12 protein-coding genes are annotated in these 17,508 nt (G+C 34.8%); 4 read left to right on the plus strand and 8 right to left on the minus strand.

The annotated features are described in order from the left end of the window. Positions 1-67: 67 nt before the first annotated feature. The 6 genes from J0383_RS20675 to J0383_RS20695 form a co-directional block, all read right to left on the minus strand. Positions 68-4,162 (minus strand): two-component regulator propeller domain-containing protein, encoded by a 4,095-nt coding sequence (locus J0383_RS20675; RefSeq protein ID WP_207295843.1) that lies wholly within the window; start codon positions 4,160-4,162, stop codon positions 68-70. 167 nt (positions 4,163-4,329) lie between these two features. After that, positions 4,330-5,958, minus strand: a complete 1,629-nt coding sequence (locus J0383_RS20680; protein ID WP_207295844.1) for a hypothetical protein — start codon at positions 5,956-5,958, stop codon at positions 4,330-4,332. A 70-nt stretch (positions 5,959-6,028) separates the two neighbouring features. Then, a complete protein-coding gene (locus J0383_RS23780; protein WP_262898896.1) occupies positions 6,029-6,163 on the minus strand; it encodes a hypothetical protein in 135 nt (44 codons plus the stop codon). A 306-nt stretch (positions 6,164-6,469) separates the two neighbouring features. Beyond that, the gene (gene uxuA, locus J0383_RS20685; protein ID WP_207295845.1) at positions 6,470-7,654 is read right to left on the minus strand and encodes a mannonate dehydratase; all 1,185 of its coding nucleotides are present in this window, start codon (positions 7,652-7,654) and stop codon (positions 6,470-6,472) included. A 113-nt stretch (positions 7,655-7,767) separates the two neighbouring features. Further along, positions 7,768-8,580 (minus strand): SDR family oxidoreductase, encoded by an 813-nt coding sequence (locus tag J0383_RS20690; RefSeq protein WP_207295846.1) that lies wholly within the window; start codon positions 8,578-8,580, stop codon positions 7,768-7,770. 151 nt (positions 8,581-8,731) lie between these two features. Next, positions 8,732-9,181: a YhcH/YjgK/YiaL family protein gene (locus tag J0383_RS20695; protein WP_207295847.1), complete on the minus strand. Its 450-nt coding sequence runs from the start codon at positions 9,179-9,181 to the stop codon at positions 8,732-8,734. 235 nt (positions 9,182-9,416) lie between these two features. On the opposite strand from J0383_RS20695, the gene J0383_RS20700 reads away from it, so the two are divergent. Further along, positions 9,417-10,415: a substrate-binding domain-containing protein gene (locus J0383_RS20700; protein WP_239023122.1), complete on the plus strand. Its 999-nt coding sequence runs from the start codon at positions 9,417-9,419 to the stop codon at positions 10,413-10,415. 193 nt (positions 10,416-10,608) lie between these two features. On the opposite strand, the gene J0383_RS20705 is transcribed toward J0383_RS20700, so the two are convergent. Further along, positions 10,609-11,772 (minus strand): DUF4861 family protein, encoded by a 1,164-nt coding sequence (locus J0383_RS20705; RefSeq protein ID WP_207295848.1) that lies wholly within the window; start codon positions 11,770-11,772, stop codon positions 10,609-10,611. A 173-nt stretch (positions 11,773-11,945) separates the two neighbouring features. On the opposite strand from J0383_RS20705, the gene J0383_RS20710 reads away from it, so the two are divergent. Together J0383_RS20710 and J0383_RS20715 are read left to right on the plus strand one after the other, a co-directional pair. Next, positions 11,946-12,410, plus strand: a complete 465-nt coding sequence (locus tag J0383_RS20710) for an NUDIX domain-containing protein (protein WP_207295849.1) — start codon at positions 11,946-11,948, stop codon at positions 12,408-12,410. A 90-nt stretch (positions 12,411-12,500) separates the two neighbouring features. Beyond that, on the plus strand, positions 12,501-13,139 hold the full coding sequence (locus tag J0383_RS20715; protein ID WP_207295850.1) for an HAD family hydrolase: 639 nt from the start codon (positions 12,501-12,503) through the stop codon (positions 13,137-13,139). 59 nt (positions 13,140-13,198) lie between these two features. Here the strand turns inward: J0383_RS20715 and J0383_RS20720 are convergent, their stop codons facing one another. Beyond that, entirely contained in the window at positions 13,199-14,014 is an 816-nt protein-coding gene (locus J0383_RS20720) for an alpha/beta fold hydrolase (protein WP_207295851.1), read from the minus strand. A gap of 457 nt (positions 14,015-14,471) precedes the next feature. Here J0383_RS20720 and J0383_RS20725 point away from each other — a divergent pair, with 457 nt between their 5' ends. Continuing rightward, entirely contained in the window at positions 14,472-17,402 is a 2,931-nt protein-coding gene (locus tag J0383_RS20725) for a triple tyrosine motif-containing protein (protein WP_207295852.1), read from the plus strand. The last annotated feature ends 106 nt before the right edge of the window (positions 17,403-17,508 follow it).

Below are 17,508 nucleotides of genomic sequence, written 5' to 3' on the forward strand. Positions count from 1 at the left end.
TCTTAATTGTGAATTGTGAATTGTAAAAATTAAAAAATAGTCACATTAACAATTTACCATTAATAATTTACAATTTAATAGTTGAAGATTTATAAAATTTGTCGGCGTATTGAGATGGTGTTTCACCGTACTTTTTCTGAAAGCATTTGCTAAAGTATTTCGGATTGTTAAAACCGACTTTATAACTGATTTCAGAAACCGTTAATTTGTTTTGTTCCAATAGTTGAGCGGCACGTTTTAATCTGATTTCATGGATAAATTCATTTGGTGTACAATTCGTCCAAGCTTTGATTTTTAAAAACAACATGGTTCTGCTTACACCTAATTCTGAACAGAAAAACGGAATATCGAATTGTTCGTTTGAAATGTTTTCTTCCACAATTTTGAAAGCTTTTTTAAGAAGTTCTTCATCTAGAGAAGAAACCGTAATTTCTGACGGAATAAAACTGTCTTCGCTTGTAAACTTGATTCTTAAACGTTCTGTCGTATTCAGGAGGTTTTTAACACGGAGTCTGAATTCCATTAAATTAAAAGGTTTACTGATGTAATCATCGGCGCCGCTTTCCAATCCTTCAAATTTGTAAACCAATGAAGATCTCGAAGTGAGGAGGATAACCGGAATATGACTGGTTTTGATGTTTTCTTTGATTTTTGAACACAATTCAGTTCCAACCATTTCAGGCATAATTACATCACTGATAATCAAATTCGGAACAAATTTTAAAGCTTTTTCCAAACCAATTTTGCCATTTTCCGCTTCAATAATGTTGTAATCTTTTTTGAGAAGATTTTTCATGAACTTTCTCAATACTTTATGATCTTCAACAAGTAGAATGGTCTGTTTTTCTTCGTTTACAATTAAATCTTCAATGTCATCATTTTCTACAACTTCCGAAGGTTCCAACTGTGCAGCATATTGCGCAATATCATCACTGATTTTAAAATCAGGAATAATTTCGCTGTCCAGAAGATGTTCGCGTCCAAGCGGTAATGTTACTTTAAAAATAACCCCGCCATTCGTTTTGTTGGTAACATCGATTTTTCCTTTATGTAATTCGACAATATTTTTTACGATTGAAAGCCCAATTCCGGTTCCTTTATTGTAATTTTTCTGAACCTGATTGTGTGTCGGAACTTCAAAAAATAAATCGAAAATTTTATCAATATGTTCTTCAGAAATGCCTACACCGGAATCTTCAATCGCAATAAAAAGATTCTGCTGATCGTGATTGATTTTAACTTTAATAGAACCGCCTTTTGGAGTGTATCTAAATGCATTCGAAATCAGATTATAAAATACACGTTCGAGTTTGTAGCGGTCAAAATAGACTAAGATTTCTTCATTTTCAGTTTCAAATGTATAATCGTAACCGCCATCTTTGGCATATTCGATAAATGACAAAAAGATTTCTTTGGTGAATTTGACAATATTTCCGTTTGCCGATTCTAGTGCAACTTGATGATTTTCTAGTTTCCTGAAATCCATTAAACGGTTAATCAGACTCAACAGATGGTTGGCACTTCCTTCAATAACCAGAAGCTTTTTGTACATTTCGTTGGTTCCGTTATAATCGGCGAGAATTTGCTGTAATGGACCTAAAATCAACGTTAAAGGAGTTCTGAATTCGTGTGAAATATTGGTAAAGAAATCCAGTTTTAATTTGTTGTTTTCTTCAATTCGCTGCGTTTCCAGATATTCCAGTTCGAGTTTTTGTTTCAATCTCGCTTTCGATTTCATAATCCAGATCAAACCGTATAAACCTAAACCAATTATAATTCCGTACAACAAAAATGCCCAAATACTGCGCCACGGAGCCGGATTTACAATAACCGTTAAAGTGGTTGGGGTTTCATTCCAAACACCGTCGTTATTGGCTCCACGCACTTCAAACGTATATGTGCCTGGATTTTGAATTGCAAAGTTGGCTTCGCTGTTTTTAGTCGTCGTCCAGTTGTTTTCTAAACCTGTTAATCGATAACTGTATTGATTGTTCTTGGATCGAACGTAATTCGGGATCGCAAAGCTGATCGAGAAATTCGCTTTGTCATAATCCAACGTAATAGTTTTGGTAAAACCAATACTTTGTTCTAAAATCCCGTCTTTATCGTGCGCATGTACTGTTTCGTTTTTGATTTTCAAATCGGTAATTAAAACTTGCGGAGCATAATTGTTTAGGGAAATTTTTGTAGCATCGAAAAAAGTTGCTCCAGACGGACTTCCAAAATAAAATTGATTCGAACCTAATTTTAAAGCCGAATTATCATTGAATTCATTGCTCGCCAAACCATCTTTTTGGTCGTAAATCACAACCGATTTTTTTATCGTATTGTATTTGATAATTCCTTGGTTGGTGCTGATCCAAAGGTTTTTATCGTCATCTTCTAAAATTGAATGAATAGAAGTAATGACTGTATTTCCAAATTTTAGATTGATTCTGTTGAATTTTTTTCCGTCGAAATAGTGCAGTCCTTTTGCTTTTGTTCCCACCCAGATTTTATTTTGAGAATCTTGAAATAAAGTCAAAATATCATCGCCAGACAAAGAAGAATGATCATAAAAGAAATGCTGTATTTGGTATTTCTTCGGATTAAAATTTTGAAGCGGAATGCGATTTAGACCATTTTGTGTTCCAACCCAAAGTGAATTTTGTTTGTCAACCAAAAGTGTTCTAAGAATGTTATTGGTTAAGAAAACAGGTTTGGTGTTGTCGTTTCCAATCACATCAAAAGTTTTGGTGATAGTGTTGTAACGAATTAATCCTTTACCAAAAGTGCCAATCCATAAAATAGAACCTTCTGTTTTTAGAGCATATACACCAGTATCTTTTAGTAAAACGGTTAAATCGGATGAAATTTTCTGGTCTTCGATTCTTTTAGAAATTGTATTATATGCTGATAATCCTTTCGAAAAAGTGCCAATCCATAATGTATGATCTTCTGAAAGACACATCGCTTTGATGTCATTTTTATTCGATTGTCCCGTTTTGCTGTTGATGTAACTCACAGCTTCGGTGTTTTTATTGTAAATGGTAATTCCGCCGCCTTCAGTTCCAAAATAAATGTTCTGGTTTTTATCAGAAATAATAGAACTCACGACATCAAAACTCATGGGAATCTTTTTCGAATTTTGATTGTAGTTAGAGAAATTCACATTCGAAACATCCCAAAGATTTACGCCTTTGTAATAACAGCCAATCCAGATCGAACCTTTTTTATCCATAAAAACCGACTTCACTTTGTCGATTCCGTTGTTATTATTGGTATTATTGATTTTCTGCAGACTTTTATCTTTTCCTAAAATGTAAATTCCGTCATAAGAACCAATCCATAAAGAACCTTGATTATCAATTATTAAAGAGCGAATATCGGTATTGATTTCACGATATCTTTCGGCGGGTAAAAAAGAAACAAAAGCTTTTTCTTTCTGATCAAATTTCAGAAGTCCTTTGTTTTTTGTTCCCACCCATAAACTGCCATCTTTTTCTTCAATTACCGATTGTACGTTTAATAAATCAGTTGTGTTTAGCGGATAATTTTTAAAGCTGAATTTCCCGTTTTTTCGGTTTATCAATTGACACAAACCTTTTGTAGTTCCAATCCAGATTTCGCCTTTTTTGGTTTGTAAAATGCTCAGAATATTATTGCTGGGAAGGGTGGAAGCATCATCATCAGAATGAAAAACTGAAGTAAATAATCCTGATTTTTTATTGAAAACTGTTAATCCTTTTGAAGTTCCAAACCACATTTCGCCGCCAATTTCTCGAATGCTCCAAACCGCATTGTTGCTGATGGTATGATTGGCTTTGGTATGAAGATATCGTGTAAAACGGTTCGAAACAGGATCATAACAGTTTAAGCCATTGTAAGTTCCCACCCAGATTTTCCCTGAATTGTCTTCTTCAATAGCTAAAATATCATTGTTGCTGATGGAATATTTATTAGAAACATCATTCCTGAAAACGGTAAAGCGGCTTCCATCATATTTATTTAAACCATCGCGGGTTCCAAACCACATCTGCCCAAATTTATCCTGATGAATGGCAATGACAGAACTCTGCGAAAGTCCGTCAGTTGTTGAGAAATTTTTTAGGCGGTATTTATTTTGGGAAAATGAATTTCCGAAAACAAATACAATTGCGAGAAAAGCTATTTTATATTTCATAGCGTTTATGTTTTTTTTTCGCCACCAATTCACGAATTATTTATAATTTAAATTTGAATAATTCGTGAGTTTTTGCCATTTCAACACAAATAAAATCAAATCAAAAGATTAGAGAAATTCGTGAATTCGTGGCGAAAAACCTTGTAATCTGTGGCAAAAATTTTAGGCTATTTTAAGCGTTTTTGTAATTGATAATCGTAAAGAGACGGAATTTTTTCAATTGGAATATTCAAAAATTCAATATAAGGATCAATATCGTATTTGATTTCAAATTTCGCATTTCCGTGAACGCCAATAATTCGGGCTAAAGCGCCATCTTTCATTCCGTATAATAAAACTGGTTTTGAAGTATCTGGATTTTCAACTTGAACGTTTAGATTCCAAAACGTACTGAAAGGTCCATGAGAAGGTTTCCAATAATCGGCACCGCCGCCGCCAAATAAAGCGTAACTATTGTTTTTGTCAGCCTTTAAATGAACGGTAATATTATCAAACAAATTTTGGTGATTCGCTCCCGAATGCTGATCTAAAACCGGATCTGTAAAAATTTCACAGTTTTGATACACATTTTTTGTAGCAAAAGTGTTGAAACTTAACGGATGAACGGCTGAATTATAAATTTTCAGGTTCTTCACCAAAATGTTATGCACACCGCCTAAAGTTACGGTGTAATGTGCTAAATGCGGACCATCTGTCGTAATATCCTGAATAGTAACGTTAGAAACTTCCTCGGCTAAAATACCGCTGTCGGCATTGGTGATTTTTACATCTTTAACCCAGCTGTTGAAAAGGCGAGTCAGGAAAATACCGTTATTTCCGGGTTCGACATGATGTGCCACTCGTGGAATATCTGGAAAAGTAAAACGAAGATGCTCAATTCCGACTTCATTTAAATGTTTCCATTCCACTAATTGCGCCTGATAACTCGGTTTTATCGAAATGGTTAATGGCGTTTTTAAAGTGATTTTAGAACCAGAAATTTTAATGATTTCTACCTGTTGCCTTACAATGGGCAGTTTTGGAAATTTCCAATGATGCGAACCGGGTTTTACTTTGGAACCTTGATATAAATCTTTGATGATTTCGCCGTTTTCACCGTCTTTATTAAACAATTGCAATTCGACAACATCGCCGACTTTTAAGCCTTTTACATCAGAAACGGTTATAATATTTTCGCCCATTTTTCCCAAACTGACTTTCGCCAACGGATTTGATTCTGGCTCGTATTTATCGAGATATGATTTTACACGCTCGCCCGGAACCTGCGTCCAGATAAAACCGCCAGACCATGCATATTGCGAAAAAGGAAGATCGATATTGTTTTCGGGTTCGCGCTGTCTTTTGTCGAAAGTGGTTAAATATTCCCGAAGCTCAGCTAAAACTTCTGAATCTTTAAGATACATCATAGGTCTTGGACAATAAATTTCGGTTCCGTTCTCAGCAGAACCAGCACCTCGAAGTACAAAATTGCTTCGTTCGATATACAAAATATCGCTTAGAATAATTCGTCCCGCGGGTAATTGTAAAATTACGTTTCCTTCAATGGCATTTGCTGCTTTAAAAGCTTTTAAAAGCGCTTTCGAATCGTCTAGATTATCATTTGCTTTTACGCCAAAATCAACAGCATTAATGATTTTTCCGTTCACTTCAGGAATTTGGCTTTCGCCGAAATGATAGCCTGCATAGCTGAAATCAGGCAGATAATCGGTTTTTGAAGTAATAATTTTAGGTAATTCCTGCGAAAGCAAAGTATTCATGAAAAGACCGCAGGATGTAAGAAGGATTTGGCGAATCATGGTTTTGTGGTTTTTGTGGTTAGTTAGTTTTTTTGAGAGTTTGCTGCTAAGGCGCCAAGCACGAAGGTTTTTATAAAGCTTTGTGTTTTAATCTCGCAAAGACACAAAGTCGCAAAGCTTTTGTATCATTAAGCCAAGATTTTTCTTCTTTCTCAGATCTTGCAGATTTAGCGATTTTTTTCTCATAGCCAATGGTTTTAGCCATTGGAACGCAACGTAAATCACAATACGTTTCCCAAGGTCGAAACCTTGGGCTATGTTTGCTTTTATGTTTAAAAATTTTGTGTCATAGCGAGATTAAAAAACACAAGTTTATTATTTATTTCACGCAGATTTAAAATGATTTAAGCAGATAGCAGAGATTTATTAAATTTTAAATCGTATTAAAATCTGCTCAATCTTCCAGATCTGCGTGAAACAAAAAAACTTTGCGTTTCAGCGACTTCGCAAGACTAAAAGCACAAAGCTTTAAAAAACTTCGTGCCTTAGTGTCTTAGTGGAAAAACCCTCATTATAAAGATCGTTTTATTCCAATCTCAAGTCCGCGGAGTTCTGCAAGACCTCTTAAACGGCCGATAGCAGAATAACCCGGATTTGTTTTTTTCTTCAAATCGTCCAGCATTTGATGTCCATGATCTGGACGCATTGGCAATTTGCTGTTGTTTCTTTTTTCAACTTCTAAAATAGCTTTCACCACTTCGTACATATCAACGTCACCTTCTAAGTGGTTTGCTTCGTAGAAACTCCCTTCTTCGTCGCGTTGTGTACTTCTTAAGTGAATAAAATTCATTTTATCGCCGTGACGTCTTACGATTCCTGGCAAATCATTATCAGCACGAACACCGTAAGAACCTGTACACATAGTAAATCCGTTTGATGGAGAAGGAGCAGCGTTCATTAATTCGATCAAATCTTCTTCGGTGCTTACCACTCTTGGCAAACCTAAAATCGGGTAAGGCGGATCGTCTGGGTGAATAGCCATCAAAACTCCTTTACTTTCGGCAACAGGAATAATTTCTTTTAAAAAGTAAAAAAGATTATTCTTTAAAGCCTGTCTGTCAATATGATTGTACGCGCTTAAAGTCACTAAGAAATCTTCAACCGTATACGCTTCTTCTGCACCCGGAAGTCCAGCTAGAATGTTCTGCTGTAATTTTACCTTATCTTCGTCAGTCATGGCGTAAAAATAGCTTTTTGCTTTTTGTTTCTGCTCTTCAGAATATTCGTTTTCAGCGCCTGGTCTTTTTAAAATATGCAGTTCAAAAGCAGCAAAAGCATTTATGTCAAAACGCAACGCTTTTGAACCGTCTTCAACCGTGTAAGACAAATCAGTTCTCGACCAATCTAAAACAGGCATGAAATTATAGCACACGCATTTAATGCCACATAAAGCTAAATTGCGAATGCTTTCTTTATAGTTTTCAATATATTGAAGATAATTTCCAGTCTGTTTTTTAATGTCTTCGTGAACCGGAATACTTTCTACAACCGACCAAGTTAAGCCAGAAGCACCTTTTTTAGGATCGCCGTCTTCGTGTTCTATTTCTACTTTTCTTTTAATGATTTCGTCGATGCTCCAAACTTCTCCGTTTGGAATATGGTGTAAAGCGGTTACAATTCCGGTTGCTCCGGTTTGTTTAATATCTTGCAAAGAAACAGGATCATTTGGTCCGAACCATCTTAATGTTTGTTCCATTTTTATATTTTTTATTTCCTGCAAAGTTTTCAAAACCTTGTAGGTATAGTTGGTTATTAATTGTCTTAAATTAAACCTACAAGGTTTTGAAAACTTTGCAGGAGCGGAAAATATTAAATACTTGTAGCGGCAAAACCTCCGTCTACTTTTAGTATAGTTCCTGTTACGAATTTCGACATGTCGCTGCATAAAAATAAAAGCGCTCCGTCGATATCTTCTGGAGTTCCAAATCTTCCCATTGGGGTATGGTCGATGATTTTTTCGCCTCTTGGCGTAAGTTTTCCTTCTGGCGTAAGCAATAAAGCGCGGTTTTGTTCTCCGATAAAAAAGCCTGGAGAAATAGCATTTACACGAATTCCCTCGCCGTATTTTTGAGCCAGTTCAACCGCCATCCATTGTGTGAAATTATCAATCGCCGCTTTTGAAGCCGAATACCCAACTACTCTCGTTAAAGGTCTTTGTGCTGACGCCGAAGAAATGTTGATGATGTTTCCTGATTTCTGCTTTGCAAAAAGCTCTGAAAACACCTGAGTTGGAAGCATAGTTCCAATAATGTTCAAATCGATTACTTTTTGAAGATCATCGCTTTTCATGTCATAAACGGCCTGATCCGGCTGAATTGTTGCACCCGGCATATTTCCTCCGGCAGCATTAATCAAAATGTCAAGACGTCCGTATTTTTCAACAATAAAATCTCTTACTTTTTCTATTTCTTCTTTATTTAAAACATTGGCCTGAACAGCAAAACCTTGTCCGCCGTGTGCTTCGAGTGCTTTTACAGTGCTTTCTGCTTTTTCTAGTGACTGCGAAACGATCCCGACAATAACGCCTTGTTTGGCTAATACATTTGCAAAATTGCTTCCTAAAACTCCGGCACCTCCCGTAATCAGAGCAATCTTTCCTTTTAAATTGAATATTGAATCCATTTTTTAGTTTAAAATTTCAATACTTAAATTCCAAATTCCAATTTGGAAAATAAAGTAGGGTTATGGTTTAGTTTAATATTTAAGTTTTAATTGCGTTTTGAAATTCCAAATTTCAAATTTGGAATTTGGAATTTCAAAATTTTGGACTTTTTTAGATTCTGACTTTAAAAACCAATTTTTTCAGGAAACCTTCGCCAATCATAGCGGCATGAACATCTTCTGGAAATAAAATCGCAAACTGTTTTTCTTGAAGTTCAAAAAACATATCTGGTTTGTCGTGAAAAAAACGAACGTCTTTGTCATCGCTGTATTCACCATTTGGATGTACACATTTTTCCCTTGGTTTCCACGCAAAAGTTTCAGGACCTTGTATCGAAATCTGAATGTCAATGTTTTTATCATGACATTCAAAGCCTTTTATGCTTTCTTCTCTTGATGTTCCATCGCCGTGTATTACAATCAATTTTAAACCTTCATTTATTTCAATAACTCCAGGTTCTAGATTTGTAATATCGGTTTGATTAACATATTCAAATGCTTTTTGAAAATTGTGGTGCAGACTATAGTATTTAGCTGCATTATGTACAGAATCTATTATCATCTTGTTTGGTTTAGTTTTGATTATCAAAGCTTTATTTAAATAAATTACACAAAAAAATAAAGTTATTTTTACAAATTGTGTAATTTTACGTGTACGCACACGGTATTTTACAAATGTATGTAAATTGTGATGTAAAACAACTTATTTTTGCTAAAAAAATATAATTTTACAAAAGCGCTTTTATTATTTTAACTTAAAAAGAATCAATATCATAACAATTAAGAAAATAGCCGAATTGGCAAATATTTCAGCCGGAACAGTGGACAGAATTATTCATAAACGCGGACAAGTGGCTCAGGAAACTGTAGACAAGGTCAATGCGATAATTGAAGAGTTTGGTTATAAACGCAATATTCTTGCTAGTAATCTCGCTTTGAATAAAAAGTTCCATTTTGCAGTTTTCCTTCCTAAATCTGAAACGCTGGAATATTGGCAGAGTCAGGCAGACGGAATTGAAAAAGCCGCTTTGGAGTTTGGTAAATTCGGGATTGTGTTGGATTATTTTTTTTATGATTATAATCTGGCTTCTTTTAGAGAATCTGCTAGAAAAGTGATGGAATTTGACTGCGATGGTTTATTGTTTGCACCCATTTTTTATGAAGATTCGGTTCAGTTTTTAAAAGAATATGAGCAGAAAAATATCCCGATTGTAATGATTGATTCGAATATTTCAGAAGAAAATGAACATGCTTATGTGGGACAAAATGCTTTTCAGAGTGGTTATCTGGCAGGCAGATTAATCAGTTTTGCGGTTAAAAATGAAAGACAGGTGTTGATTTTTAAAATCACGCGCGAAATCGAAAGCACGTCAGTTTATCAGCAGCGCATAAAAGGATTCTATTCGTATTTTAAAGATCATGACGAATTGACGAATTTTAAATTTTCAGAATTTACCTTAAAAGATTCTGGAATCGATCAGCTGAATTTGGAAATGTTTTCGGGCGTAAACAGCGTTTTTGTGCCCAATTCGCGTGCCTATATTGTGGCTGAATTTTTAGAAAAAAACAATATAAAAGGGGTTCGAATTATTGGTTTCGATTTATTGAAAGAAAATATAGAATATCTAAATAGAGGTGTTATTGATTTCTTAATCAATCAAAGGCCCGAAGATCAGGGGTATATGGGAATTAATTATCTGTATAAAAAACTGGTTCTTCAGGAAGAATCCGAACGAACACATTATATTCCGCTGGAGGTTATTTTAAAAGAGAATTATTTTCCTGTTAAGCGATAGTTTTTTTTGCCTTGTGTTTTTAATCTCGCAAAATTGCTGAGACGCAAAGTTTTTAAGACATAAAAAGGCAAACCTAGCCCAAGGTTTCAACCTTGGGAAACGTATTGTGATTTGCGTTCCAATGGTTGAAACCATTGGCTATATTTAATCTAGGAAAAAATCTTCGCGTCTTCGCGCCTTCGTGGCAAAACCATTATTTCTTAACCTTCACAATCAAAGGATTATTAACCTTTTCAGCAAAAGAACTCAAATATTTTTCCCATTCTTGTTTGGTTTGAAACGGACTTCCTTTTTTCCATCCAAAACCAACATAATAAATGGCTTTGTTATTTTTAACTGCGATATTTCCGTAAAGATTGCTTAGATCTTTTTCATTGGTAACGTGATTGTCGAAACTTTTTAAAGTGTTTTTTGGAGCCACAAGTCCAATTCCGATTTCAGAATCATCGATAGGTTCCCAATAACTCAGCCAGCATTCTTTTAAATTCGTGCCGATAGTTCCCTTTTTCTCATGAAGCGTCAATCCCGCAGCAATTTGATTTGTTCCGGTAATGTTAATTTCAAAGCGGGAAAGCTGGCTTCCGTAATCTAAGCTGATTAATTTCGATTCGGTTATTTTGTTTCCTTTAGCGTCCCAATCCGCATACGTTAAAATAAAACTCGTTCTGATTGGGCCGGTTGTAATCGTTTTCCAGCTGATGAAATTTTTTGAAAAATAATATTTTCCATCCACTTTTACGGCAATTCCGCCCACGCCGCGGCTGTCACCAACATGAAAATTATCCAGACCTTCGCCTGTATCTTTGTGATATGTTCCGGTTCCGTTGGTGGCTTTTTCATACCATTTATTGATGATGGGATAATCGACTCTTTTCAGCCAAGCATCGATTCCGCTCGTTAAAGTTCCGCCTGCAATATTATCTTCCACCATTTTTTGAGCTACTGGACCGTACGTTCTAAAAGCGACTTTGTTGTTTTCCCAAGCATAGTCATCTGTACGTTCTGGAACAAAACGAGAATAACAACTGATTACTTTTGAAGCTGAAGGATTTGTCCCGATTAAAACCTCAAAATCTTGTTTGGATGAAGCTTTAATTTTAGGTTGAAACAATAAAACATCAGCCGTTCCGTCTCCGTCAGTATCTACAGTTTGGGTTTCTAAAAATGTATCGCCGTTTTTTATGGCATAATCTTCGAGTTTGGCATTTGCCGCTAATCCAAGAGATTTTTTGGTTAATTCGATGGTTTCGAATTCTCTGTCAACTTTTAAATTGTTGGTAACCGTTATGGTTTTATGCTGAGAGAAAGCAGTAAAATTCGCTGTGAGAATGGTTATGATGAAAAGATGTTTTTTCAAAGTGTCAAGTTTTTTAATTTTTTTAATCGGTTTGATAGAATGTTATAAAAGTACAAATCAAAAAGGTATTGGAAATACAAAATAGGGGTAATTCTGTACAGAATGTTGATTATGAGTTTGTTTTTAAAAATAGTTATAAATGAAAAACGTATCTTTAGTATAAATATTGAAAGATGAAACAAAGCGCTGGAATATTAGTATATAAATTTATAGATAAAACGATCTTTTTCTTTTTGGTTCATCCCGGAGGTCCCTTCTGGAAGAATAAAGATTTAGAAAGCTGGTCAATACCAAAAGGTGAATTTAATAATGAAGAAGATCCGCTTGAAGCAGCAAAACGTGAATTTCAAGAAGAAACCGGTGTTAAAGTCGAGGGAGATTTTATTGAATTGGAATATGTAAAACTTAAATCGGGTAAAATTGTGCATGCATGGGCGGTTGAATTTGATCTTGACGAAAGTTTAATAAAAAGTAATGATTTTGAAATAGAATGGCCTCCTAAATCTGGAAAACTTCAAAGTTTCCCCGAAATTGATCGTGCCGAATGGTTTCAAACTGCTGATGCTTTAAAGAAAATAAATCCTGCACAAGCTGATTTTATTATTCAGATGGTTTCTAAAATTTCGGCTTCATTGTAAACAATATACCGTTTTACGAGATAATTTTGTACTTTCAATTTAGTTTGCCAATTGAATAATATATGGCAGTTTTAAAATGAAATTTAAGTTATGGAAGTAAAATGTATAATTTTCGATTGTGACGGAGTTTTAGTCGATACAGAAAAAATAGGCAACGGAATACTGCTGGCAATGGCGCAGGAGCATGGTTTTGAGATGGAATTGGAAGATGCGTACCGTCATTTTAACGGCAGAAATCTAAAAGACTGTTTTCGTCATATTGAAGAAGCAATTGAACAAAAACTGCCTGAAAATTTTGAAACTGAGTATCGTGAAAAAAGTTTCGAAGCTTTTAAAACGCAGGTAAAACCAATGAAAGGAATCGAAGCTTTTATCGCAAAATTAAAAATTCCGTATTGCGTAGCTTCAAGCGGTCCAGTTGATAAAATCCGTTTAAATCTTGAAGTGGCAGGTTTGCTGGATAAATTTGAAAACAAAATATTTAGTTCATACCAAATTGGCAGCTGGAAACCAGAACCTGGAATTTTTCTGCATGCAGCCAAAGAAATGGGTTTTGAAGTACAAGACTGCATTGTAGTTGAAGATAGCAAGGCTGGTGTAAAAGCCGGAGTCAGCGGCGGATTTAAAGTATATGGCTTTGCCAATGGTTTTAATAACAAAGATTTGCAAGAAGAGGGAGCAATAATGTTTGATAGTTATGAAGAGTTAAGCAGGCTTCTTACTTTATGATATTTGTAAAAACACAAACTGCCCGCGAAGTTTTACGGGCAGTTTGTGTTTAAAGTATTTTATTTTATAAAAGTTAGAATATCATTATTGATGATTTCAGCATTTATAGTTGGCATTCCATGAGAGAATCCTGGATAAGAAATTAGTTTTCCGTTTTTCAACAGTTTTGCTGCTCTTGGTGCCTGAGCGTAAGGCACAATCTGATCATCTTCTCCATGTAATACAAGAACCGGAATGTCTAAACTTTTCAAATCTTCTGTAAAATCTGATTCAGAGAATGCTTTAATACCTTCATAATGAGCTAAAACTGAACCCATCATTCCTTGACGCCACCAGTTTTGCTTAATGCCTTCCTGTACAGTTTGTCCTTCGCGGTTCCAGCCGTAAAATGCAATAGGGAAATCATAAAAATACTGTGCTCTGTTAAATCCTGTTCCTTTTCTAATTTCGTCAAAAACAGATAATGGAACACCTTCTGGGTTTGATTCATTTTGAATCATTATTGGAGTTACTGCACTTATAATAACTGCTTTTGCAATACGCCCTTTTCCATATTGTGCTGCGTAACGGATTACTTCACCGCCTCCAGTTGAATGTCCAACATGAATGGCATCTTTTAAATCTAAATATTCAGTTAATTCTGCGATGTCTGATGCATAAGTTTCCATATTGTTTCCTTCAGAACTTTGACCAGAACGACCATGTCCACGGCGATCGTGAGCAATTACTCGGTATCCTTTTTGAAGGAAAAACATCATTTGTGCATCCCAGTCATCGCTTGATAATGGCCATCCGTGGTGAAAAACAATCGGCTGTCCTGTTCCCCAATCTTTGTAATAAATTTCTGTTCCGTCTTTTACTGTAAATGTGCTCATGATTTTTAGTATTAAATTGTTATTATTTGTTATTTTGATTTTAATGGTAAATTAATTTTTGTTTTTTAACGTTTACTGTATGTACTATTCAGTTTTGTTATGATTATGATGCAAATTTATTGCAGGAAGGTCTGTCTATCGATTAATCTAGATTAAGAAGTAAAAAAAATGTTCCAGAAAATATTTTTTTACTCTTAGAATAGTGTTTAGCTTTTTTATTTCAGTCTTTTTTCTTTCAATTTTACTATTCGTAATAACTAATGTAATTTGTTACATTAAAATAAATTTTTATATATTTGAATTTCGACATTCGTTTTTTTAGTTGGTTATTGGTATTGAATTATTAATAAGCTTCGGGAATAAAACGAATTTTTTTGCCTAAAAATGGCTTTCCCAAAGGGTCATTTTAAAATTGTGATTTCAAATCGCAAATAAATAACCTACAGACAGAAACAAAATGACGAAATTTATAATTAGACTTTTAGTTCTATTACTGCCGCTTATTTCTCCAGTTGTTACTTGCCAGATAAAAAAAATTGGAGTTCCTTTTATAACTAGTTATAGTCCAAAGATGTATAAAGCCGCGTCTGAAAATTGGGACGTTTTACAAAATTCCAAAGGCATGATGTTTTTTGCCAATCATTTCGGTATTCTGCAGTTCGACGGCGTGCGATGGAGTATTGTTACCCAGCCGGAAAACCGCAGTATGGTGCGTTCTCTGGCGATTGATCAAAATGATAAAATGTATGTGGGGGCTCAAGGCGATTTTGGATATGTAATCCAATTGCCAAACGGACAGTATCAATATACTTCTCTTGTAAAATTGATTCCGGTTTCTGCTCGAAATTTTGGTGATGTTACGCATACTGTAATTCAAAATAATAAAGTGATTTTCTTTTCTTCTGAAGGGATTTTTATCTACAATAACAACAAAATCAAGGTTTTACAATCAAAATCTAATTTTGATGATTTTTTTGAAGTGAATCATGAAATCTATGTTTCAGATAATGCGAAAGGACTTTTAAAACTTCAAAACAACAAACTTCTTTCAGTTCCCAATGGAGAGCAATTAATTGGAAAGAAAATTCGAAAAATCTTTAATACAAAAAACGGATTGCTATTGCTTACGCAGAAGGAAGGACTTTTTACGTATCAAAACAATAAAATAAAACCATTTTTGACGGAAGTGGATTATCTGCTGAAGCAAAATCAAATTTCAACAGGTATTGCATTTTCTGATGGATATTTTGGAATTGGAACTCGTCAAAACGGATTGATAGTTGTAGATAGTGCGGGACGTTTGATTCAGCACATCAACAAACAAATGGGACTTCAGAATGATTATGTTACGAATTTAAAAACCGATAAAGAAGGTAATTTGTGGGTAACGCTTAAGGAAGGGATTTCACTTATACAGATTTCATCTCCTTTGTCCCGAATTTTAGATAGTTCAAATTCTGAAACGAAAATATATAACAGCTTGATTTATCAGAATAAATTATACATCGCTACAGACAACGGTTTATTTTGGCTCGATTGGAATGAATATAAAAACGGGAAAAGAGAAAATGTTCATTTTCAGCATGTTTCGGGTATGTATGAAAACGTTTGGAATATTGGTGTTTTTGGCAATTCGCTTTTGGCTTTTGAAAAAAACGGAATATTTGAAGTCAGCGGTAATGCAGCAAAAACAATAGCCAAAATTGATGGCGCTTGGAAAGGGATTCTGATTCCGAATCATCCTGATTTACTGCTTGCTGGCGGTTATACGGGTTTGTATCTTTTGAAAAATACAAATGGTTCGTGGGTATATCAGCATAAAATAAAAGGTTTTGAGGAAAGCAGCCGTGTTATTGAAACCGAGAAGGACGGGAGTATCTGGATTGCACATGGTTACAAAGGGATTTTCAAACTCAAACTGAATACCACTTTTGATGCTGTTTCTGAACTTCAGTTTTACAATCAGAAGAATGGATTTCCATCGAGTTTGTTTCTGAATACATTTAAAATTGATAATCAGATTTTATTTGGTACCACTAAAGGAGTTTACAAACAAAATCCGGTTTCAAAAAAGATGGTTCCAGATCCTGTTTTTAAAAAATATCTCGGACTCGGAAGTCATATACGTTTATTAAAGCCAGATAATCAGAATAATATTTGGTATTTATCGGGAGAGAATACAGGAAAAATGATTCAGAAATCAAAAGGGAATTATCAAATCGATGAACTGCCTTTTCGAAAGCTCCGCTATTTGTATGTGCCAGGATTTGAAAATATTCAGACAACTGCCAGTGGTGATGTGTTTTTTGGAACACAAGACGGATTGATTCATTACAGTGCTGTTAAAAACAAGAAGTACCAAACGAAATACAAAGCGGTTATTTCTGAAGTAAAATGTATTTTTCCTAAAGATAGTTTGCTGTTTTCAAGCCGGTACGATGTGCTGCCAAACAAAACAGGATCTCCAAATGATACGTTTTCGGTAGAACTTCCGTATTCAAATAATGCGCTTCATTTTTCTTTTGCATCTTTGTTCTTTGATGATGCCGAAGCTACGACTTATGAATATTGGCTGGAAGGTTTTGAACCAGAATGGTCAGATTACAGCATTCAGACCGAAAAAGAATATACCAATCTGCCTGAAAACGAATATGTTTTTCATGTAAGGGCAAAAAATATTTATGGTGTAGTAAGCGAAGAAGCCGTTTTTAGGTTTGAAGTTTTACCGCCTTGGTATAGAACTATTTGGGCTTATATTTTGTATTTTATATTGTATGGCGTTGTGATTTATTCGGTAATAAAATATCAGAAGTCAGTTGCAGAACGTCAGCGTCAGCAATTAATTCTGAATCAGGAAAAAGAACTGCTTAGAAGCCGTGCAGAACTTAATGAGCAGAAACTGACACTGGAACAGGAGAATATGAATATTATGCGTGAAAACCTCGAATCAACTATTAATCTTAAAAATGCAAAAGTTGCTTCGAGTACGGTGAATTTGATTCATTTAAACGAAATCCTGCTTTCTATAAAAGATTTAATTACACAAATTGACAAGAAAAACGATCCGAATGTCAACTTTAGTTTATTGGCCAAAATCAATAAATTAATTGATCATGAGCTGCAGGGAGATAAACAATGGAATGAGTTTGAGGAAATCTTCAATCAGCTTCATGATAATTTTATGCAGCGTTTAAAATCTACTTATCCAGAATTGACTCCACGCGATATGAGATTGTGTGCGTATCTGCGGATGAACTTCAATACAAAAGAAATTGCACCGCTTTTAGGAATTTCTGTTCGAGGAGTGGAAGATACCCGATATCGTATTCGTAAAAAATTACAACTTCCATCTGATACGAACATAACTGAATTCATTCTTAATTTTTAATTTTTTATTGTGAAGTAAAATCTTAAGTGGTTCTACTGGGATTTCACGGTCTATTGCGGTAATTTTTTTCAAACACCGTAGTCAAACCGTACTCAAAAATGTAAGT

It is taken from the genome of Flavobacterium endoglycinae (genome assembly GCF_017352115.1).
In the GTDB taxonomy this organism is placed as follows: domain Bacteria; phylum Bacteroidota; class Bacteroidia; order Flavobacteriales; family Flavobacteriaceae; genus Flavobacterium; species Flavobacterium endoglycinae.